Below are 23,761 nucleotides of genomic sequence, written 5' to 3' on the forward strand. Positions count from 1 at the left end.
GGGGCAGGCCGCGGGCAACTCAGGTCAGCGAGCGGCGGGCGAGCACGATGCGACTCCGGTGGTGATGGTGTTCAGTGCGAAAGTTGGGGTGCGCCTCTTCCTCCCAGTCGAGTTCGCGAGCCGTCACGGTGGTCAGACCGCTGCGTTCCAGCAGCGCGTCGAACTCCGCGGGTGCGTAGAAACGGAAGTAGTATTTTTCCTGATACATCCAGCCGCCGGACTCCCCGGGTTGCATGTCGATCCCGGCCACCCCGTCATCGGGTCCGGGAATGTTGGCGAGCAGGAGTCCGCCGGGAGCCAGCAGGCGGGCGAATTCGCGCAGCACGGGTTCCGGCTCCGGCAGGGTTTCAATCACGTCGCTGGCGAGGATGAACGCGAAGCTGTCATCGGGTTCGGGAACGTGCGCGAGGTCGCAGGTGTGGGTGCGCAGGTGCGGTCGCAAATCGGCGGGGATCTTGGCCAGGGCGGAAGGCGAGGCGTCGCAGGCCACCAAGGGCCGGCCCAAGCGCGCGAGCACCGGCAGGTTGCGGCCTTCGCCGCTGGCCGCGTCGAGCACCGCCCCGGTGGGGGGCAGGTCTTCGGGGCGCGGCAGGGCGGCGGCGAGAAAACCCACCGGTTGACGGCCCCAAATGGCGTCGTCGGTGGACGAGTAAAGGTGTTCCCACGCAGACTTGTTCCGAAAATTGAGGTCCATAAAAGGGCGCTGGATCGGCGGTCAGAAGTTCGTCGCCCCGTGGGGGACGATAAAGGAAAAAGTGGATCGATTGCGCGTGGGGGCCCGGTCTACTCCACCCGGTCGGCGGCGGCGCCGAAACCGCATTGCAGCAGGGAGAGACCGGCGGCGGGTGTGTGGATCGCGCGGCGCGGGGCCAGTTCCCCCAGGGCTTCGAGTCGGGGTCGGGGCAGGACGCCGCCATTGAGCCAGACCTCGGTCGACCAGGCGCGTTGGGCCAGACTGCGCAGGATGAGCTCATGCAGAGCCGTGGGGCCGCCGAGCGGGTAGGCGGAGATCGGCGGCATGGCGTGATAGTGGATCGAGCCGCGTTCCGGGTCGTAGAGCGTGTCGTCGTCGCCCCAGGGCGGATCGCTGTAAACGAGGTCAGGTGGGGGCAAGTCCTCCGGCCAGCTGTCGAAGAGGTCGCTCTCCACCAGCCGGACGTCGAGGCCGAGGCGCTCGGCGTTGGCGGCAGCGACAGCGAGCGGATCCGGATCAATGTCGAGCCCCACCAGCGTCACCGCCGGAAGATGTTGTTTGATGCTCAGCGCCAGCGACCCGCAGCCGATGCCGATTTCCGCGATGAGCGGCGGGCGGCCATAGGTGCGGGTGAAACCCTCGGCGGCGGCGATCACCGCGTCGACCAAGTGGGTGAGTTCCGGGTCGGTCACGTAGGCGCGTTTGTCGATGTGCAGCTCCAACTCGCGGAAGCGCAGCACGCCGGTGATGTGGGCGAGGGGTTCGCCGGCGGCGTGACGTTTGAGCCAACGTTTCAGTTGGGCCGGGTCGGTCGCCTGCTCGGCGAGCAGGGCGATGTCGTGCGCCGGCAAGGGCGGCAAGGGACCGGTCTCGGCGGTGAGTTCCGCCAAGACGCGTTGCGGGTTGGCGACGCTCATCGGGCGCGCGGGGGCAGCAGCACCTCGGAAAATTCACCGCGCAGGCAGTGGTTGCTCGCCATCGCCGCGCCGTAGCCGCCGGCATTGAGGAAGGCGACCAAATCGCCGTTGCGCAGAGGAGGGAAGGGGATGCCGGCGTGCAGCACGTCGAGCGCCTCGTTGATGTTGCCCACCAGGGTCACAGGGCGAAGAGGCGTGCGGGCGGAAGGTTGAATACAAGTCACCGGATGAAGCGGAAGGGAATAGAAGGCGGGTTCGGGATGAAGGGAAAATCCGCCGTTGGTCCCAGCATAAAGCGTGCGACCCTTGGTTTCGACGGTGTTGACCTCGAGCACCAGCACGCCGGCGTCCTTGCTCAGGTAGTCGCCGGGCTCGCACCAGATCTCGTCGGCCGCGCCGGCCCAGTGTTGGCGCACGAGTTTGGCCCAGGCGTCGAGGTCGAGCGCGCGGTCGTCGGCCGTGAGCGGGATGCCGAGGCCGCCCCCGATGTTGAGGTAGCGCAGGTGGGGTAGCTTGGCGACGAAGGGTTCACAGGCCTGAAAGATGCGATCGAGCACCGGCAGTTGCGGCGTCAGGTAGCCGCAGCCGGAGTGGACGTGCAGGCCTTCGATCACGAGGCCCGCCTGACGGGCGCGGCGCAGCGCGGTGGCGAACTGTTCGCGGTGGATGCCGAATTTGGTGCCACCGCCGCCGGCGTAGCGCAGGAGGCGATTGCGGCGGTAACCGATGCCGAGTCCCGGGTTGATGCGCAGCCCGATGCGGCGTCCGGGCGCGAGCGCGGCGACGCGTTCGATGTCGTGGAGCGAGTCGCAGTTGAGGACGAGGTCCGGGTGCCGCATCAGTTCGGCCAGGTCTAGGTCGCTCAGGGACGTGCCGGTGTAGGAGATGTCGGTGGATTTGAAACCGGCCCGGCGCGCACGCCGCACCTCAGCGGGCGAACAGGTGTCGATGCCGCCGACCCCCGCCCGGCGCAACCCGCGCAACAGGTCCAGGTGGCGGTTGGACTTCATCGCATAGAGCACCCGGTGGGACAGTCCCACGGCATCGAGGGCGGATTGCAGACGGTGGAGGTTTTGGCGGATGCGCTCGCCGTCATAGACGTAGAGCGGCGTGTGGTGAGTCCGGGCGAGTTCGGTGACGGGAACGCCGCCCACTTGCAGCACGCCGTCGACATATTCCAAGCCGGAACGCTGCCACCAGGGGACGGAGGAGGAAGGCTTGGCGGAGGGACGTCGCGGCATCCTCGTCACAACGTCATTTGCGCCGGGCGGATTCAATGCGAATTGGCCTCGCCGCGCGCCGGACGCGGCTCGATTCCCGCCATTTGCACACAAAAACGCCCGGAAGACGCGAGGTCGTCCGGGCGCAGTTGCCACGCGCAAAATGGTGGAGGTGGCGGGAATTGTTCAGCCTGGCGAAGCCGGGCTAGCTTGACACCCGCGCAGACGCGGCTCGATTCCCGCCATTCGCACACAAAAACGCCCGGAAGACGCGAGGTCGTCCGGGCGCAGTTGCCAGGTGCAAAGTGGTGGAGGTGGCGGGAATTGAACCCGCGTCCCTCTGGCCTTCTCGGCCCGCGTCTACCGGCGTAGGTTCAGTTTGATCTCGCTGACGTCAGGCAGTGAACCCAGCCAAAACGTCAGCCAACCCCCGGGTCGAAGATACGGCGCAAACTCCGCGGGTCGCAGAATGCGCTATGCCTGAAGTCGGCGATCACGTCAGCTATCAGGCGTCACTGGGCGATCGTCGCGGCGGTTATTAAGCCGCGAGGGGCATTTCTTCGTAGGTGCCGTTTATTTTTGTGCGAAGGAGATTTATCGAGAGACCTTCATACTCGGCCGGCAGCGAGACAATCCAACCAAAGGTCGAATCCAGAACACCCCCGAAATGGGAAGGGTGACTCACGGGGCGGTGAAGCCGCCGCGAACCACGTGTTCGATTGAGAACTCGCTCAATCAAAGAACGGACCGCTCAGCGTAGGGCCGCCTCTGCTCAACGCAAGCTCGGCGCGAGGGACATTTTTTACGTGCACTGCCCGCCGCCTGCACCTTTGGTCAAAGGCGCTGTGTTGAGCGACTCCCAACTCAAGCTCTTCAGCACTGCCTGTGTTGAGCTCTATCGTCCTGGCCTCGGTTTGGGGAATTACGCGGAACGCACGTTTGCGTTCCTCGAACAACTGGTGCCGAGTGAGTTGATTGCCTTCGGCTCCCTGAGCACCGAGACCTCGCAGCTTGACATCGGCTTCAACAACACGGTGCCGCAGCTCGAAACGGCGATGGAGGCTTTCGGCGCGTTGATGCTGAAGTATCCGCTCTACCGCTGGGACCAAACCGTCAACGATGGCAAACCGTTTGCCCGGAGTGATTTTTTCTCCCGGCGGGAGTTTCGTCAGACCGACATCTTTGCGGAGGTCTACAAGCGGCTCGGCATCGATGATCATTGTGCGGTTTTTGTGCCGGGCACGGCGGGTGAAGTGTGTTTCTTCGGATTGGAGCGCTATAAAGGAAGCGACTTTTCGACTGCTGAGCGCGAACTGTTGCAGTTCGCCCAACAACACCTTGGCAACGCCCGCGAACTGGCCAGGTCGTGCGATGAGTTGGCCCATCGCGGCGCGTCGCCCGAACCCTTGGTGCGCGCCGGTCTCACGGTGCGTGAGGCGGAGGTGCTGGCTTGGCTGGCGGAAGGCAAGTCCAACGAGGAGATCGCCATCGTTCTTCGCCTGCAGCTCTACACGGTGAAAGGCTATGTGAAGACGATCTTCCAGAAAACGGGCGCGCCCAACCGGCTCGCGGCGGCACTTTGGGCCTTGCGCGTCTGCCGGCAGGACGAAAGCCGTGACGCGGGGACCGCCCGGCGTTTCGTGCAGGTGCCGGTGGCGGAGCCGAACTGAGGTCGGGGAGGGAACACGCGTCGGCCAACAGGCCGAAGCAGGGGCTTCCCCCCAAAAGAGGGGTATGCAGATCTTGGCCAATCCGTAGGATACGGTCCTGATCGTGGTGAATTCTACCCCCAACCTCCGTTCTACCCGATGCCGCGCGAATGCGGGCGCCGGCCAGCTCCGTTGACGATGGCGGTTCGGCGCGCCGAGTTTGAGCAACCTTTTGCCCTCGAGGCTCTCGAGCCTCGCATCATGTTGTCGGCGGATGGTTTTGCGGCGGGGGTCGGCGTGGCGGTGGCGGAGGCTGGCGCCCGCATCGAACTGCTCGCGCAGGCCGACGATTTTCAAACTGATGCGCTCGCGATCGTCGATGAATTCGGCGGGAGCGACGAACCCATCGCGATGGCCGACGAAACCATCGAGGCGACCTGGATCGATGCCGATGGCGGCGACTGGAACGACAGTGCCAATTGGCAGGATGGGCACGTGCCGGTCGCCGGCGACGATGTGGTCATCGCGGGCCTCAACGAGGGTGCCAGCATTTCGCTCAGCGGCGACACGGCGGCCCTCGCCAGCCTGAGCATCGACGGCGCGACCGTCACGATTTCCGGCACGCTCAGCACGGTCGATCTCGACGTCAGCAACGGCGGCGTCCTCCACCTGCAATCGGGGGCCAGCACGATCACCGGCAACGTGACCTTCGCGGCCGGCACGAGTTTCGAGCTGCAGTCCGGCGCGAGTCTCACCTGGTCGGGCGCGACGTGGGACCAGGGTGGTTTCGCCCACGTCACCGCCAGCACCACCTTCACGCAGACCAGCGGCGTGCTGAGCACGAGCGCCAGCAGTCAGTTTGCGATCAGTGAATCCTATGTGATGACCGGCGGTGAACTGGTCGTGAACGCCGGCGGCGTAAACCTCTACCACGATTCCAGCCTGCAGGTGACCGATGCGACGGTCACCCTGAACAACGGCACGCTTTCCGCCTACAATGAGTCGGTGGTCACGTTCACCAACAGCGTGCTGCAAGGTAGCGGCACCTATCGGCTCAACCAGCAGCTCAATTTCGTTGATTCGACCCTGCGTCCTGGCGGCGCAGATACAGCCGGTTCGATCGATTTTGTTTACGGCGAGGACAACGTCTCCGGGACGTTCAACTTCAGCGGTGCGTGGGCGATTGAGTTGGAGGTGTTCGACGCGAGCAGCGTCGACACGGTGTCGATCCAGGCGGCGGTTGCCTTCGGCGCTTCTGGCGCAATCGACCTCGATGCGTCGGCGGCCGACTTTGGCGACACGGCGCACGAAACCTCGCTCGGCAATCTGCTCACCGTGACCGGCGCCGGCGTGACCGGTGGCGCCCCGACGGTGCAGATCACGGCGGGCGCCGATGACACCGTGACGGCGGCTTGGAGCGACGATGCGCTGACGGTCCAGACCTACTCGCCTTTGGTTGCCACGTGGATCAACGCCGCCGGCGGCGATTGGAGCGACACCGCCAACTGGGCCAATGGTCGCCTGCCGAACGCGGGGGCGTCCGTCGCCATCACCGGCCTCAATAGCGATGCCGTGATCACCGTTGATGGGCTGGCGCTGGCCCTGGGTGACCTTTCCCTTGATGCGGGCACCTTGAGCCTGAGCAATTCGGCCTATCTGGCGATCGGCACCGGTGGGAGCCTTTCGCTCTCCGGTCTCTCCCTGGTCGGTTCGACAGTCACGCTGTCCGGCAACGCCACCGCCACCACCAGCGGCGACGTCACGGTCGACACGTCCTCGCGGATCGAGGTGCAAGACACCGCGCACTGGCAGCAAATGGGGGGCACCTGGAATCTCAACGGCGCCGCCTACCTGCGCCTCAGCACCAGCGCCCGGTTCACGCAGAGTGACGGCCTTTTCGCATCCAACGATACCTCAGTGCTGCGGGTCGAGGATGCGTCCACCTGGACCTTCAGTGGCGGTGAATACCGCCTGGTGGCCGCGGCGAGCGCGGAGTGGTTCGACACCGCGGCCCTGGTGATCAATGGCGGCACCTTGAACTTGTTGGAGTCCGGCGCTCATCTGCGGGCGGCGGCCGCGATCGACTTCAGCGCCGGCACCTTGACTGGTCAGGGCCTGCTCACCGCCAACGGCGGTATCACCATCGCCGGGGCGGTTGCGCCGACCGGCGCGCTGCGCATCGCGGGCGGTCAGGCCATCACCTTCACCGGGGCGTGGAGCGTGACCCTCGACATCCTCGCGACCGACGACTTCGACTCGCTGAGCCTCACCGGCACCGTCACCTTTGGCGGCACCGGCGTGATCACGCTGGATGCCAGTGCGGCCGATTTCTCGGGCATCGATGAAGGCACCGCGATCGATGACCTCGTGGTTATCACGGGCTCGATCAGCGGTGATCCGGCCGCGGTCAACGTGACCGCTGGCACCGAGTTTAGTGTCGCGGCGGACTGGGACGGCACGACGTTCAACGTGACCACGATTGGCGGCGTGCCGGCGGAAACCACCGCCGATGTGGTCAACGCCGGTCTCAGTGCGGCAAGCACCACGGTGCAGGGGCTCGTCAACAACTTCGATCTTTCGACCTCCACCCTAGCGGTGCCGACCCTGCCGACCGCGCTGGACGATCTCTTCGAGCTCGGCGCGCTGAGCGCCTCGCTGGCCTTGCCGACCATCAGCGGTGCCACCGACTTGGCCTCGACCATCGCCGCGTTGCAGAGCGCCGGCTACACCGTCGACACGAGCGTGGCGGGGACGGACTTCGTCGCGACGTTCACCCGGACCGTGGCGACCGATCGGACGCAGGCCAGCGCGTTCGACACCGCGTGGGTTCAACCGGCGGATCTCTTTGCTGGTTTCGCCGACAACGCGAGTTTGACCGCGGTCCTCAACCTCGCCGCGAGTCTGGTCCAGCACGTGGTCTTCGAACTGCGCGACGGTGTCTTCAACCTGCTGGCCGATACCTACCTGGCGCTCGCCATGGCCGGCGGTGCGACGCTGTCCGGTTCAGTCCGCCAAGGCGGTCGCACCGTGGCAGCGACCGGCAGCAGCACGGTCGACGTGGAAGTGCGGGTTCACCACGGAGCCGATGGCGCCGCGGTGACAGGGGAGGGCACGGTCGACACCAGCTTCGCGCTCACCTCCGGTCCGCTGGAACTTATTTATGCTCGCGACTACGGCCTGAGCCGCGACCTCACGATTTTCCTCACCACCATCGATTCCACGCCCACCTTGAACGCGCAGCTGTCGCTGGCCGAAGTGGCGGGCGGCGACCTCGACCTCGTCGGCACCTTGGCCGGTGACGGCCAAAGCTGGACGCTGGCGGGCACCGGCAGCTCCATTTCCTGGCTCGGTTTTGATGTCGCGGACTGGTCCTTCAGCGTCGACCTGAGCTCCACCACCTTCAACGGCAGCGGCAGCTTCGACACCGCGCTCGACATCCTGAGCAATGCCGGCGTCACGCCAGCAGTGAGCTTTGGCGCGACCTTCGATCAGGAAGAACTCACCTTCACCGGCACCTTGTCCGACGATCTGATCGCGGTCGCCAATCCGGCCGGTGGCACCTACCTGAGTATTGCGGACTTCAGCGCGAGCGTGAGCGTGATCGGCGATCTCGACGCCGGCACCTGGAGCGGCTCGCTGACCTTCAGCGGTGGCGAAACCACAGTGGGGCCGGACGGCGCGGCGTTCACGGCCACCATCACGGATGGCGATGACGCCGATACGGTGGCGGTGACCGGCAGCTATGACTTCGCGACCCAGACCTTCACGACCACGGCGGACCAGTTTGAAATGGTGGCCGAAACCGTGGTGCGCGCGACCGCGGCCGGCGTGGTGTTGCGGCATCAGCGCGATGTGACCGACGAGCAGGAGCTCGTGAAAGTCGACGAGGTCACGGTCGAACTCCTATTCCTGACCAGCGCCCCGAGCACCGGCCCTCCGAGTTTGACGGCTGCCGACCTGTCGATCCGCACCAACGGGATCACCATCGGAGCCGGCAGCCTGACCAACCTCAACCTGCAGATCGGTTCAGTTCTCACCGTTGGGGGTGCCTCCGTCAGCTTCGCCGGATTCTCCTTCCTCGACGGCAACCTCTCCGGAGACAGCGTCACCCTCGCGGCTGACTCCGCCACGCTCTTCGCCGACAGCACGGTGTTCACCGCCACCGCCACGGGGCTGAGTGGCACCTACGATTTTGGCAGCGCCACCGATCGACTCACGCTGAGCGCCGACGCACTCGCTTTGGCCGTGGGCGATCTCATCACTTTCACCGCCGCCGACCTCACGTTGCGCCCGGAAGGTGCCACCGTGTTTGCCGCGGCCAGCATCGGCGCCGAACTGCCGGACCTCGGCGTGAGCGGCACCATCTCGGGTCTGGAACTGTCGGCCGCCGGCGAGTTGACCGTCACCGCGCTGACCTTGGATACGAGCGAGTTCACCAAGACCTTGCGTCTGGGCGGTCTGTTGCCCTTCACCTTTGACGGCCTGCAGGTCGACTTTCTCGGCGACACCAACGACAACGGGGTGCGGGACGCGGGCGAAACCTTCGCGCTCAACGAATTTGACCTCACGGTCGCGGGCACCTTCGACTTCACAATCCTGGCGGGCCTGCCCTTCACCCCGGTCATCCGCGTGGGCGAACAGGCGGTCGATGACGGCGCGGATGCGGTGGCCTTCACCCTGCGGCACAGCGCCGGTGACTGGACCCCGTGGGATGTTGGTCCGATCGAACTTGGCGTCAGCGACCTTCATATCGGCGAGAGTTTCACCTTTGCCGGCAGCATCATGCTCGGCGGCTATGAGAACGGCGTCTGGGTGGCCGACTTTGGCGGCAGCCTGACGGTTTCGGCTGGCACCAGCACCAGCGATCTAGTGGGCGAGTTCACGACGACCATTACCGGCTCGCTCGATGTGGACACGGGCGTGCTGACCGTGGGGGCCTCCTTCGATCTGGATTTTAAGGTCGGGTCCTACGTCAGCGTGACCGATGCGCTGATCAACTTCGCCATGACCATCGTGACGGTCGACGCGGAGTCAGGTGATGGTTTCACCCTCGATGATACGGTGCTGGAGGTGCAGTCGGCTTCGATCGGCAGCCTGGCGGTGACCTTTGGCGACCTGCTCGACCTTGAGGCCACCGAAGCCGTTTTCGATTTCAACGCCACGGGCAGCGATCCCTTTCTTTCGGTCGGTTCGCTGACCGCGACGCTGCGCGGGGTGGGGTTGACTGGCACTGCGAGCAATTTCGCCGTGGGGGCGAACGGCCTGCCGCTGCCCCTGGAGGACTTCAAGGTATCCTTCTCCTTCACCACGGCCACGCTGGGCGCAATCCAATGGCCGGACTGGTTGCCCATCGAGGTGTCGGTTTTCGAGTTGCAGTGGCCGGACCTCTTGGCCGATCCGCTCGACTTCACCCTGCGCCTCAGCGCGGCGATCAATGTGTCGAGTCTCGCTGGTTCCAATCTCACGCTGGACGGCAGTATACAGAATCTGGTGATCGATGTCGGCGCCCTCAAATCCGGCGCCTTCCCGATCGTTGGGCTCGGGGAAATCGCCATTGCCGTGGGCGGCAAGATCTCCAGCGCTGAGGTTTCAGCCGGGCTCATTCTCGGGCTCCTGCGCCTCGACGCCGACGGCAATGCCATCGCGAGCGACGACACCACCACGGCGGTCGCCGACGGTCTGCTGTGGGGGGCCGTCCAAGGTTCGATCAACATCGCGGGTTACGGCGGCCTGGAGGTCTACCTGGGACTTTCCGAATACGGGCCGCTGCAGGGTTACATCAAGGCGACCGTGCCGGTGACGATCCCCTACGTGGGCATCGCGTTCACCGACTTCCGGGCGGGAATCACCTTCAACTCCGCGATGGAGTCGGTCGACGATCCGCTGGAGCTGAAGGAGAATCCCAGCTTCAAGCCCGCAGGTGATCTGAGCTTCGTGCAGTGGAAGGCGCTCATCGAGTCGTCGCTCGCCAACCAGGTCGCAGCCCACGCCGAAGCAGGCAACTTCGGCGTGTTGCTCAACCCCTTCACGATCGAAGGGGGCGTTACCATTTTCTCCATCTACGCCAGCACCGCGACCTTCAACATCCAGGCCGACTTCAAGATGGACTCGACGGGGAAATTTCTCGCCCGTGGCGCCTTCCAGCTGGGTGGTTCGATCAGCTTTACGGCCAGCCTCTACATCGACATGAGTGGCTTCATCACGGAAGGGGAGGGCACGGTGCTCTTCCTCGCCACGGTGCCAGCCGAACTGCCGGTCGCCTCAATCTACGGTGCGCTGACCTTTGACTTCGGCGAGACCATCGATCCGGACAATCCGCCGGAGGCACCGTTTGAGCAGTTCACGATTCGACTGCTGGGCGGAGCGGAGCTCGCGATCGCCGGACTGCCGGGATTCACCATCGAGGGGGAGATTGCCTTCGAAGTCGCGCTCAACGCGCCCAGCCTGCACATCACGACGAGCGGGCGGGTGGCGCTGCCGCACCTCGGTGACGTGATCGGTCTCGCCGGCGACATGCGGCTCTTCTTCGCCGACGACGGCACGGTCGCGGCCGAGGGCATCATGGCGCTGACTCCGGCCGACTTCGCCTTGCTCGAACCGATTGGGGTCACGCTCGATGCGATCGCGCTGTTGCGCTTTAATACGACCGGCGAGGCGGTTGAGCACACGCTGACCATTCCCGGTCAGACCGAACCGCGCACCTTCACGCTCGCCGCCGGCGAGGCAAGCATCCTGGTCGAAGGTGTGATGGGCCTCGCTCCGGGTGGCGTGGAACTGTTCCGCCTCGGCGGCGTGTTCAGCATGACCTTTTCGACCAACGGCTTTGATGTGCTCGCCAGCGCCGTGCTCACCGCCGGTCCCACCACGGCGCCCCTGCTACGCTTCGATGCCCAGGGTTACCTGCACCTCGAAGTCGACGGCATCCTGCCGGGAATGGCCGCGCAGTTTGTGCTCAATCTTGATCCCAACGACGATGTGCTTGCGGCCATCGGGGTTGAACTCGAGGGCCACTACGAGTTCATCATGAACACGACCGGCGACGACGTGGACTTCGCCTTGCCCACCGAGCTCGCCGCGACCGCCGCCGTCGAACGCATCCATTTGCCGCGCGGCCCTCCGTCCGCCGACGGCGAAACGGTCGGCGCCGCCGGCCCCTATCTCATCGTGCGCGCCGAAGGCACGCTCAACCTCCTCGATCTCGTCGATCTCGAGGGCGTGTTCGACTTCCAGGTCGCCGATGGTCAGGTGCAGCTCGACTACGAGGCCAAGGTCCGTCTCGGCGTCGGTGCCGTCACCTTCTACGAATACGACGCCCAGGGCGTCTTCCGCCTCGATGCATCCGGCATCTACGGTCAGGCGGATCTCGTGATCAACGCCTCGATCGGCCTGCCGGCGCTTGCGCTCGGTTTCTCGTTCGACGCGACCTACCAACTGCAGGTCAACACCACCAACGCCGACCAGACTCTCGGTGACGTCACGCTCGCCGCCGGTCACTACGCTCGGGTCCGCGCCGACGGTGCACTTATCGTGGGAGCGTGGCGTTTTGTTGGCACCTACGACCTCTTTGCCGGTGTGGATGGTGTCTCCGCGACCGCCGCCGGTTCGGTCAGTCTCGGCATTGGCGACGTTGAGTTCGCGTCCTTCGACTTCGCCGGCACGCTGCTCATTCGCGACGACGGCATCTTCGCCCAACTCGCGCTCGCGCAATCCCGCAGCGCGCCCACGGTCTACGGTTTCGGCTTCAGCGCCGACGCGAGTTACGAGCTCTCGCTCAACACCACGCAGGAGGAGATCGATGGCGTCGCCGCCGGCCTCGGCGCGCGCATCGTGGTGACGGGCGCGCTGGAGATCGGCAACTGGCAGATCGACGGCGTTTACACCCTCAACGCGACCACCACCGGCATCGGTTTTGCAGCCTCCGCGGCGCTGATCTTCAAGGCCGGCGACGATGAGCTCTTCCGGGTGCCGCTCGACTTCGAGATCGAGTTGGAACTGCCTGGCATCATCGAGCAGATCGACCTGTCGCTTTCGCTTGAGGACCTGGGGATCAACATCCCGGGGCTCAAGCTGAGCGGATCGGCGCAGATCCTGATCAACACCACCGGCGAGCAGCAGGGCGACATCCCGCCGGGGCCGATCCTGCGTTTCAATATCGACGGGCAGGCGGTCATCGGCGGACTCGCCCTCGACGGCACCTTTGGCTTCGAAAGCACGCTCGGCGGCGTGACGATGTTTGGCGGCTTTGCCGCCAACCTCGGACCGGCGGGCGATCCCTTGCTCAGCTTCACCGGCAGCGGCGAATTTGAACTCACCCTGCTTGGCGTGGCGGGCTACGCCGACCTCGCGCTGACCGGTGGCGTCGACACTTTCCGCGACTTTTTCAACGCCGATTTCAGCTTCTTCATCACGGCCAACACGCGGCCGGTGCCCTACACCCTCGGCGAGCGCGAGCTGCCCGCCGGGCCGACGGTAAAGATTGGCGCGACGGGTTCACTCGACGTGCTGGGCTATTCCTTCAGCGGTTCCTACACGCTCGCGGCGGGTGGCGCGGGCGTGGACCTCACCATGGACGCGACGGCGTCGGTCGACCTTGGCGACTTCACACTGATGTCGTTCACCGCCGTGGGTGGGCTGCATCTTGGTCTGGACGGACTGGTGGCGGCCTTCGATGTCACGCCGGATGTGGTGGACTTCGCCGCCGTCGGCCTGTCGCTCAACACCGACGCCAACTTTGCGTTGCGTATCAACACCACCGGCGAGAGGCAGACGGTCGGCGAGATCGAACTCGCGGCCGGCCACTACGCCCGCGTCACGTTCACGACCAGCCTGACCTACGGCATCTTCCACTTCGATGGACTCTTCAGTCTTTCGGTGGTCGATAACACCGCCGAGCTGCTGGTCGATTCCGAGTTGATCGCGGCCTTGCCGGGCATCGGCGGCGCCGATCCGGTCGAGCTCTTCCGCCTGAACGCGCAGGGCGGCATCCGCATTGCGCCCGAGGGCGTGGTGGCGGCGATTGAATTGGATCGCGGCGCGTTGGATCAGTTGACCCTGCTCGACGTGCGGCTGCCGATCGGCGTGAGCCAGGACTTTGTGCTGCACCTGAACACCACCGGCGAGGCAGCGACGCTCGGCGAAGTGGAGCTGGCGGCCGGCCGCTACGCGAAGATCGTGACGACCGGCGAGATCGAGGTCGGACCGGTGCGCATCTCCGGACTCTACACGCTGTCGGCCGGTGAGACCGGCTTGGAGATGGCGTTCGATGCGGACGTCTTCCTTGGCGTGCCCGCCACCGAGATCAGTCTCATGCGCTGGCACGCGCAGGGTGGTTTCCAGATCAAGGCCAATGGCGTGGCTGGCGCCTTCCAGTTGGAAGCCGCCGCGGGCTTGGCCGGGCTCGACACCATCGGCCTCGACATCGAGACCATCGGTCAGGACGTGCTGCGCCTCTTCCGCATCAATACGACCGGCGAGGAGATTGTGATCGGGGACGTGACGCTGGAAGCGGGTCACTACATCGAGGTCGTGCTGCACGATGCGTTTTCGATCGGTCTCGCCCGTATCCTCGGCACGGCGACGTTCCGCCTCGGGGGCGACGGTCTGTTGATCGACGCGCACGGCGAAGTCTTCTTCGGCCTCCCGGGGGTGGCGGGACAGGACGACGTGGGCTTCAAGTTCAATGTCGACGCGGAGTTCGCCATCGTGGGCGACGGCATCTACGGCCGGGCTGCGATCGAACCAGGGCTGCAACCGCTCACTGTGGCCGGGGTCAACTTCACGCCCGATGTGGCGGTGGGTCCGGTGTTCACCGTCAACACCACCGGCACCGACAAGATGGTCGACGGCGACACGATCCGCGCTGGTTCGATCAATCTCGCGGTTCGCGTCGAGGTCAGCCTCTTCGAGCAAAGCGCCAACTTCGGCGCCGTTTTCACCATCGATTTTGAGCGGCAGATCATCGCCGCGATCGTGCAGGGTCGCATCGCGCTGTCGGTCGGGGAGTGGACGCCCTACAGCTACAACGCGACCGGCATCGTGCTCATCGCCGCGGAGGGCGTGGCGGTCGACCTGAGCCTGGCGCTGGATGCGGGCGACGGCATCCCCGGCGTGTCGGCCAACCTCGACTGGGGCCTGCGCGCGAGCACCTTCGCCGGGCCGACCACGATCGAAGGTTTCACCATCGGCCAGGTCATCGTGCCGACCTTGGTGTTCGATTCCGGCGGCGTCTACCGCGTTGGTGGGGCGGGCACGCTGGAGATCGGCGGCCTGTTGCTCGACGGCAGCTTCTTCTTTGAGGTCACCGATGGTCCCGAGCTGTTCGACGTCACCCTCACGGTGACCTTCGACGCGACGGTGAAGTTGGAAGTCGGCGATACGATGCTGCTGGAGTTTGCGACCGCCGGCGGCCTGAGCGTGAGTGTCGACGGCATCTGGGGCGGCATCGACCTGACCTTGCCGGCTTCGGGTCTGGACACCGCGGCGCTCGGTTTCGCGTTGGAGGCCACCTACCGACTTGAGATCAATACGACCGGTGCGGCGCAGACAGTGGGGCAACTCGAACTGCCGGCCGGGCCGTATGCGCGGGTGCAGATTGCGGGCGACCTATTGGTCGGCGCGCTGCGCATGAGCGGCGCCCACGGCTTCGCGGTCGGAGCCGACGGTGTCCGCATCGACTCGGTGGGCAGCGTGGCCCTCGCGGTCGCCGGCATCACCTTCTACGAATATGACTACGCGGGTGAGTTCTTGCTCGATGCCAGCGGACTCTACGCGAGCCTGTCGCTGACGGTCGGCTCAACCAACCGCGACCAGTTCGGCTTTGGGTTCAGCGCGGACGCGACCTACACCCTCGGTATCAACACCACCCATACGGAGCAGGACGGCGTGCCGCCGGGCTTGGGCGCGCGAGTGCGCGTCGCCGGCAACCTGGAGATCGGCGACATCTCCATGGCCGGCGTTTACGACCTGACCGCGACCACCACCGGGATCGGCTTCGCGGCCTCGGCCGCCCTCGTGCTGCGCAGCGACGACACCGTGCTGCTCGAAGTGCCGGTGGACTTCAGTTACGAATTGGAGATTCCGGGCATCGTCGACGAGATCGCGCTCGATCTCGCCGCGGAGGATCTGGGCATCGACATTCCGGGCCTCGATTTTGCCGGCGAGGCCGCGATCGTGATCAACACCACCGGCGTGGCCCAGGGCGACATCCCGGCCGGACCGTTGCTGCAGCTCGCCGTCAACGGCACCGCTACCGTCGGCGCCATCGACCTCAACGGTCGCTTCGCCTTTGAGAGCTCACTCAACCGCACCCGGATGATCACGTCGTTCACGTATCATCTCGGGGACGAGAATGCTCCCTTGCTCAGTTACAGCGCGACGGGCGCGTTCAACCTCGGTCTGGACGGGATCGCGGGGATTTTTGACCTCGAACTCACCGGCGGCGATGCGGCGATTCGCGAGCACCTCGGCACGGATCTCACCTACCAACTCGTGGTCAACACCACCGCGAGTGAATACCAGCTCTTCGACCAGACACTGCCGGCGGGACCGCTTTACCAGATTGAGGCGCACGGCGACATCGACCTCGGCGGACTCACCTCGAGTGGCGACTACATTTTCCGCATCGACGGCACGGGCCTGCTGCTGGAAGTGGAGAGTGAGATCGACGTTGCCATCCCGGCCTTCGGTGGCGGCGACGACCTGTTGCTCTTTGGCTTCGAGGTGGACGGTGGTCTCGCCATCAATCGCGACGGCATCGCGACCGCCCTCGATCTGGTGCCGACCTTTGCGAGCCTCGATGCCTTCGGGCTGACGATTGGTCCGGAGGCCGTCTACCGGCTCGCGGTCAACACGACTGGCGGCAGCTACACCTTCGGCGATGTCGAACTCGAGGCGGGGGTTTATGGGCGCTTCGAGTTGAGCGGCAGTATGTCCTTCGGCATTGCCACCATGACGGGCCTGTTCCGTTTCGAAGCCGACACGGCGGGGGCTTTTGAGATGCAGGGCATTTCGGAGTTGGAGCTCAATGTTCCGGGGCTCGGCGAGTTGGCGCGCTTCTCCTACTCGGGTGGCTTCCGCTTTGATTCGACGGGCGTGATCGGCTCGGCCGACCTGGAACGCAGTGCTGCTTCCGAGCGCATCGAGGTCGGCGGGGTGACCCTCCCGTTCAAGGCGGAGCAATCCTTCCTGCTGCGTCTGAACACCACCAACCAGGCGCGTGAGATCGGCGGGGTGGAGCTTGAGGCCGGGCATTATTTTGCCATCGATACGGTGGGTGAGATCGACTTTGGCATCGCGCGCTCGGGTGGACCGATGTCGCTCGTGGTGGAAGGGCACAATCTGGACATCGAACTCGATCAGGAGGTGTGGGTCGGCATCCCGGGCACCGAGCTTGCGCTCTACAACGCGACGATGACCGGCGCGCTGCATCTCGGCAGCGATGGCATCTGGGCGGCAATCGACATGCGCCGTCAGGTGGGCGCCGATGCAGCCGCGGCGCTCGGCCTCGACTTTGGCCCGATCGGCGCGGAGGAGACGATTCAACTCTCGCTCAACTCCACCGGCACCGAACAACAGGCCGGCGAGGTCACCCTGCGCGCGGGGACCTACATCGAAGTGCTGCGCGCCGGGAGTATCGGGGTGGGGGTTGCCGCCATGACCGGCGATCAACGCTTCTACGCGGGTGAGGCGGGGGTGATCTTTGAGAACACTGGCACCGTTTCGGTTGGCTTGCCCGCTAGCGGTGACTTCGACGGGTTCACGCTCTTTGAGGCCAACGTGGTGGCCGACATGGTCATCACGGGCGACGGCGTGTGGGGCGCCTACAGTGTGACGCGGTCGACCGAATCCATCGCGGTCGCGGGCATCAGTCTCACGCCCGATTTTGACGCGGGCATCACGATGGCGCTGAACACGACGTCCACGGTGCGCGAGGCGGGCGGCGTGACGATCGCGGCCGACTCCCTGCGCATCGCGGGTCGCATGAGTTTCGATTTCCTCGGCGCGCAGCTCTCCGGTCAGTCGGTGCTCACGGTGGATTGGGAACAGGGCTACGGTGCGATCGCCTTTGACGGCAACGTCGCGATCGGCATCGGCGACTGGCGACCCTTTAGCTACGATGCGTCCGGGTTCATCCTCATTGGCGAAGCCGGGGCGGTGACCAACCTCGACCTGACGCTGAACGGTGGCACGGGGGTGGCGGGCATCAGCTTCGAAGGCGATTGGGCGCTGCGCGCCAGCACGATGAGTGAAGGCGTGACGGTTGCGCCCTTCACTGTCGGAGACATCGACGTGCCGGAGATCTCGATCGAAGCCGGCAACCTGCTGCGCACCCACATGAGCGGGTCCGTCACCGCCCTCGGCGGCCTTACCCTCGCGGGTGACTTCGACCTGAGTGCGAACTCCGTCGAGTTCACCATGGCGTCCTCCGGCACGGTGGACTTCTTCGGCGTCACCTCGTCCTACACCGGCAACATGTATATCCATCCCGAGCGCGGAATGGTGGCCAATATGGCGATGGAGTGGGGCGGCATCGACAACGCGTTCATGGCCTACGAGGGCGATGTTTTCCTGCGCATCAACACCTGGGATGGCGTCTGGGAAGACGTCGCGCCCAACACCTTCGAAGTCGGGGTCGACCACGGCGCGCTGCGGCTCGGTTTCACCGAGCTCACGGGCTCCGGTGCGTTCCGTTGGGCGGACGGCGAGGCGCAGCTCTGGGTCGACATGGACTCCACCTTGTTGCCGGGCATGGACGGCCATTTCGACGGCTTCATCACCTCGGCCGGCGCATACAATCTCAACGGCAGCTTCACCCTCGCGCTGGGTGATCGTGACCTGGCCGGCGCCTTCGGCACGCTGCAGGCCAACCTAAACAACACGACGGGCCTGACCGGCACGGTCAGCGGCGACCTCTACGTGCCGGGCGGCGACTATGGTCGACTGGCCGGCAGCTTCGCGATGACCTCCGACGAGGCCCGGCTCACGATCGACGAGACCGCGTTTGTGATGCTGGGCGGCACGGTGCGGATCGACGCTGGCTTCGAGGCCGCCCTGCGCGAAGGGGTGTTCAGTATCGCGGTCGATCAGGCGCAACTGACCTTGCGCGTGCCGGGCATGGAACAGACGGCGACGGTCAGCGGCCACATCAACTCCCTCGGCGTCTTCGACCTGCAGGGCACGATGGCGGTCGACCTCGGCAATGAAACGCTCGGCGCCGATGGTTCGATTGAACTGCGCGTGAGCAACAGTGGCATCAGCGGTGCGATTGCCGGTTCGCTGTATGTGCCGGGGGACTACGGCAGCTACAGCGGCACCTTTGCGGCCGACGCCAATGGCTACGAGATCGCGGCTTCCAGTCGCTTCGTGTTGCTCGGGGGCATCGTGCTGTTCGACGGTTCCTTCAACCTGGTGCACACCACCGAGCGCCTGCGGCTGACCGTGGAAGAGATGACCGCCGAGTCCCGGGTGCCGGGCCTGGGATCGACCTTTGCCATCCACGGTTACATCGATGGCAGCGGTGAGTTCGAGCTGACCGGCAGCACCTCGTTCACGATCGGCAACCGCACCGTCGGGGCAGAGGTCGAAGTCGAGGTCAGCATCACCGACCAGGGTTTCGCCGGCGCCTACTCCGGCAGCATCTTCGTGCCGGGTGACTACGGCAGCTTTTCGGGTTCGCTCACGGCCGACGCCAGCGGCTTCGATCTCGACGGCACTTCCCGTTTTGTCCTGCTGGGCGGTATCGTGCTGCTCGATGGGAACCTGAACATATGGCAGCGCAACGGCGTGCTGGAGATCGCCATCAACCGCATGACCGCAACCAGCCGTATTCCGGGTTGGGACTCCAGCTTCACGCTCGATGGCTACGTCAACTCCAATGGCACCTTCGACCTCACCGGCACGGCTGCACTTGATGTCGGCAATTCAGTGCTGGGTCTGGAGGCCGACATTTCCCTGCGGGTGCGCAATGACGGGATCTCCGGCGAGGTGAGCGGCACCTTGTATGTGCCAGGAGACTACGCGGGCTTCAACGGAAGTTTCGAGGCCGGCGCCTGGGGCTTTAGCGTCACGGCGTCCTCGCGCTTTGTGCTGCTTGGCGGAGCGGTGCTGTTGGATGGCGGCATGCTGATCGAAATGCGCAGCGGCGTGATGACCGTGGCGTTCGACAACATCCTGATCGAAACACGGGTGCCGGGTTGGAGCACCACCTTCCGGGTGGATGGTTACCTTCGCTCCGACGGCGACTTTTACCTCACTGGCTCCACGTCGCTGGCAATCGGCGACGACACCCTCGGCGCGACCGCCACCCTGGACGTCGTGGTGCGCGACGAGGGGATTGCGGCCGATGCGGACGGCCGTCTGACGGTGCCGGGCGACTACGCGGACTTCAGCGGATCGTTCCGCGCCGACCTCGACGGGTTCGACCTGGAGGTCAGCTCGCGCTTCGCCTTGCTCGAGGGACTGGTGATTCTGGATGGCGGATTGGGCATTTCCTACCGCGGCAGTCTGCTGCGTTTCGACTTTGACAGTATTCGCGCTGAATCGGGCATTCCCGGACTCGGCACGGAGTTTACCGTTGATGGCTATATTCGATCCGACGGCGACTTTTACCTGGCTGGTCGATCAGATTTGCAAGTCGGCGACACGGTCCTGGGAGCCGAGGCGACCGTCGACGTGGTGATCCGCGACGAGGGGGTGTTCGGAGCGCTCAACGGTCGTCTGTATATCCCTGGTGACTTCGCTGACTTCTCCGGAAGCTTTGAGGCCGGTGCCTGGGGCTTCAACCTCACCATCGATCAGATCCGATTCGTCCTACTCGGTGGATTGGTGCTGCTGGATGGCAGCATGCTCATGGAACAGCGGGGGAGTGACCTGCGGCTCTACATCGAAAACATGACCGCCGAGCTTCGTCTGCCGGGCTTCAACCAGACCTTTGGCATTCGGGGCAGCTTCAACACCGCGGGAGGCTTCGACCTGACCGGCACCGCGCGTCTCGACATCGGCAGTAGCCACATCGGCGCGACCGGTGACCTCGAAATCACCATCGATGACCTCGGCATCCGCGGCAGCATCCGCGGCACGGTGTATGTGCCTGGTGACTACGCCGGCTACAACGGCACTTTCAGCGCGAACGCAGAGGGCTGGTCGGTCAGCATCGATCGCGTCCGCTTTGTGCTCCTGAGCGGCAACTTCCTGGTCGATGGTTCACTCGAACTGCTGTCCCGCGACGGCGGGCTTTACATTTCGCTGCCGCGCGCCTCGGTTTACCTGTGGGGCATCGACGGTCATATCAGCGGCTACTTTGACAGCACGACCGGACACTGGCGGGCCGACGGTGAAGTCGGTTTCCGTTTCGGCAGTGACATCGGCGCGTGGGGGCACATCGAGTTCGACATCGGCCACGATCGCGCCAATGCGCACGTGACCGGCAAGGCCTGGGCGGAAAAGGACTACTGGTTATTCGGTTGGCGCACTTACAGCGACTGGGCCCGGATTGACGGCAGCATCGACCTCTTCGACGGGCGGTTGGACGTGCGGATGAAGTTCTGGAAGTTCACCATCACGGTGCACGTGCGCTTGAAAGGTGGCTTCCGCGTGTGGCTCTCCAACGTTGGCGGCTCCACCGTCTTCCTCGACGTCAACCGCAACGGCGTGCTCGACGAGGGTGAGCCGTCCACGCAGACCGATGCGAACGGGAACTTCGATTTCGCCGAGCAGTATGACCCCGAGGCTGAGGGCGACACGCCGCTGGAGGGGGAGGCGCCGGAGGTTGCATCGACACTCGGCGAGCTGGCGGTGTTCGATGCCAACGAGGATGGGATCCTCACCGCCGACGAGGTGCAGCTTTACGCCGTCAACGCCGTCTCGGGTTCCGAGTCGTCCGATCTGCGTCGCCTCTTCCGCGACGACAACGGCAACGGGGTGTGGGATGCGGCCAGCGAGGTCGCGCTCGAGGCCACCTTTGAACAACTCGCCGGTCTCGACCAGAGCTCCATGGCGGTGGCGGGCACGATCTTCGCGGTCTTCGATGACGACGGCGACGGCGTCCTCAATGCCACCGAAGCGACCAACCTGTCCTTTGAACTCATCGGCACGCGCGTCCCGCTCACGCTGCTGCCCACCGAAGTCACCGGTGGCGTTCCCGGCAAGGTGGCCGATTTCGTCTTCGCCGATGCCAATGGCAACGGGGTCTACGATGTGGGAGAGCCGAGCGTCACTCCGGACGAATACGGCATCTACACCTTCCTCACCGGGAGTGACGCCGCTCCCACCACCTCGCTGGGTCGGCTCGCTCCCTTTGACACCAATGGCAACGGCCGCATCGATCCGAGCGAAGGTGTCTTCGTGGTCATTGGCGGCACCGATACCGACAACGGCGTGACCAATCCCGTCGCCGCCACGGGCGTCGCGACCAACTACGGCGGCGGTATCGAACAGACCATTAACCCGCTAACCTCACTGCAGGTTGCGCTCGTCGACCGCGGCCTTTCGAGCGATGCCGCTGCCGACCTCGTGGCGGATGCTTTCAACCTGCCGCTGGGCGTCGATGTGGATTCCTTCGACCCCAATGCCGACACCGCGGGCGACGCTGCCGCCGAGGGTGCCGCCCTGGGCGCGGGCGCGATGGTCACCTCCCTCGTCACCGGTGGCGCCGGCCTGTTGGGCGACGATGCCAACGCGGACCTGCAGGACGCGGTGCTCGATCAACTGGCCGATGTGCTCATCGCCGATGCCAATGACGGCGACGGCGTCGTCGACCTAGACCTCACCGATGCGCAGACGGTCGCCACCGTCATCGTGGGGGCCGGCTCCCGCGCCGGTCGCAACGTGGATGCAACCGTGGCCAACGCGGCCGCCACGGTGCTGACCAACGTCAACCGAAACATCGCCGAGACGGTCGCTGCCGGCGGCGACGTCGACCGTGCGCTGGCGGCCAACAAGGCCGTGTTCCTCAACAACGTGAATGACGCGCTGACGAACCTGGGCAACGGCACCGCCAGCGCGTCCGATCTTGAAAACGAGTTCAGTGACGAGGCCCTCGACGCGCTGCAAAACGAGGTCGAGCTCCTGCCCACCATCGCACCAACCATGGCGGAGCTCAGCGATCAGGTGGCGCTCGGCGCCGACGTCGCGCGCATCACGCTGACGGTGGCCGACGCCGACAGTCGTGCCTCCGAGCTCGCTTTCACCGTCACCTCCAGCGACGAGGCGATCGTCTCGGCCGCAGATGTGACCTTTGAATACAACAATGGTGAATGGACCATGCTGGTGCCGACCGCGGTCACAGCCGCCGGTGCCACGGTGCTCTCGGTCACGGTGAGCGACGGTGACGCCACCGCCTCGACCACGTTCACGCTCTCGCTCGACGGACTCAACCCGGTGGTGCAGGCGATCGCCAATGTGCCGAGCCAAACCCTCTTCGCCGGGCAAACCACCACGCTCGATCTCGCCGATTACTTTGACGACCCGAACGGCGACGCGACTTACACCTTGGTCGCGGTGGGGGCCAACGACACGGTCGATGCCGCCATCGTCAACGGGCAGGTGGTGCTCACGGCGCGCACCGATCTCAGTGGCCTGGCGATCTTCGATCTCGTGGCCACCGACGCCAATGGGACTGCCAGCACCCGCTTCTCGGTGGTCACCTATCCGGACGTCCTGGTCTCCGACGAAGTGCGCACCACGGCCGACGGGCGTATCGAAATTGATGTGACGTTGTCCAACCCGGCCACGCAGTCGCTCACCTTGCGCTACAACCTCAGCAGCAACGCGCCGGACGCCGCCGGACCGCTCAGCGGCCGGCTCACCTTCGCGCCGGGCGAAACAACGAAGACGCTCTCCTTCGACCTCGTTGCCAGCGGCCTGGGCGATGTGCGGGTGAACGAGCTTGCCTTTGGTGTCAGCGGCTCATGGGTCCAGGGCACCTACGCGGTCGACATCGACAACCGCAATCCGGTCGAACTCTTCGATCTGCAGCGCCGCGCCCACCTGCGCGTCGCGATCGCTTACGACTTTGTGATCATCGCCGCGCAGGCCAACGAAGGTGGATGGGCCGAGGTCTTCGCCCCGGCGGCGGCGGATCCCGCCGTGGTGGTTTTGGGCCAGACGGCTTCCGTGACCGCCGCTGCGGCCGCGGGTGCGACGCCCGATCTCGTCGCGGCCACGAGCTTGGCGGGACTGGAAACGCCGCGAGCACTGCGCGGGCTCTGATTTCGCTCCAGGGCGGAATGCGGGAATACCCCCCATGGAGGGGTCGTGCGATTGGTGTCTGGTTGTTAACCTGAG

Annotated in this window: 5 protein-coding genes and 1 other RNA gene; 2 read left to right on the forward strand and 4 right to left on the reverse strand. The window is 65.2% G+C overall.

Translation table 11 applies throughout. The annotated features are described in order from the left end of the window. Window positions 1–19: 19 nt before the first annotated feature. From AC0MRV_RS11175 to ssrA, 4 genes are all read right to left on the reverse strand, one after another. A complete protein-coding gene (locus tag AC0MRV_RS11175) occupies window positions 20–694 on the reverse strand; it encodes a class I SAM-dependent methyltransferase (protein WP_472764552.1) in 675 nt (224 codons plus the stop codon). 89 nt (window positions 695–783) lie between these two features. Further along, window positions 784–1,611 (reverse strand): methyltransferase domain-containing protein, encoded by an 828-nt coding sequence (locus AC0MRV_RS11180; protein ID WP_472764553.1) that lies wholly within the window; start codon window positions 1,609–1,611, stop codon window positions 784–786. Next, window positions 1,608–2,852: a diaminopimelate decarboxylase gene (locus tag AC0MRV_RS11185; RefSeq protein ID WP_472764554.1), complete on the reverse strand. Its 1,245-nt coding sequence runs from the start codon at window positions 2,850–2,852 to the stop codon at window positions 1,608–1,610. The genes AC0MRV_RS11180 and AC0MRV_RS11185 overlap by 4 nt, the downstream gene beginning before the upstream one ends. A 285-nt stretch (window positions 2,853–3,137) precedes the next feature. Further along, window positions 3,138–3,495: a transfer-messenger RNA gene (ssrA, locus tag AC0MRV_RS11190) on the reverse strand. Between the two features lie 184 nt (window positions 3,496–3,679). On the opposite strand from ssrA, the gene AC0MRV_RS11195 reads away from it, so the two are divergent. Further along, the gene (locus AC0MRV_RS11195) at window positions 3,680–4,501 is read left to right on the forward strand and encodes a helix-turn-helix transcriptional regulator (protein ID WP_472764555.1); all 822 of its coding nucleotides are present in this window, start codon (window positions 3,680–3,682) and stop codon (window positions 4,499–4,501) included. Between the two features lie 177 nt (window positions 4,502–4,678). After that, window positions 4,679–23,686: an LEPR-XLL domain-containing protein gene (locus tag AC0MRV_RS11200; protein ID WP_472764556.1), complete on the forward strand. Its 19,008-nt coding sequence runs from the start codon at window positions 4,679–4,681 to the stop codon at window positions 23,684–23,686. Window positions 23,687–23,761 lie beyond the last annotated feature (75 nt).

The organism is Actomonas spartinae (assembly GCF_051209155.1).
Lineage (GTDB): Bacteria > Verrucomicrobiota > Verrucomicrobiia > Opitutales > Opitutaceae > Actomonas.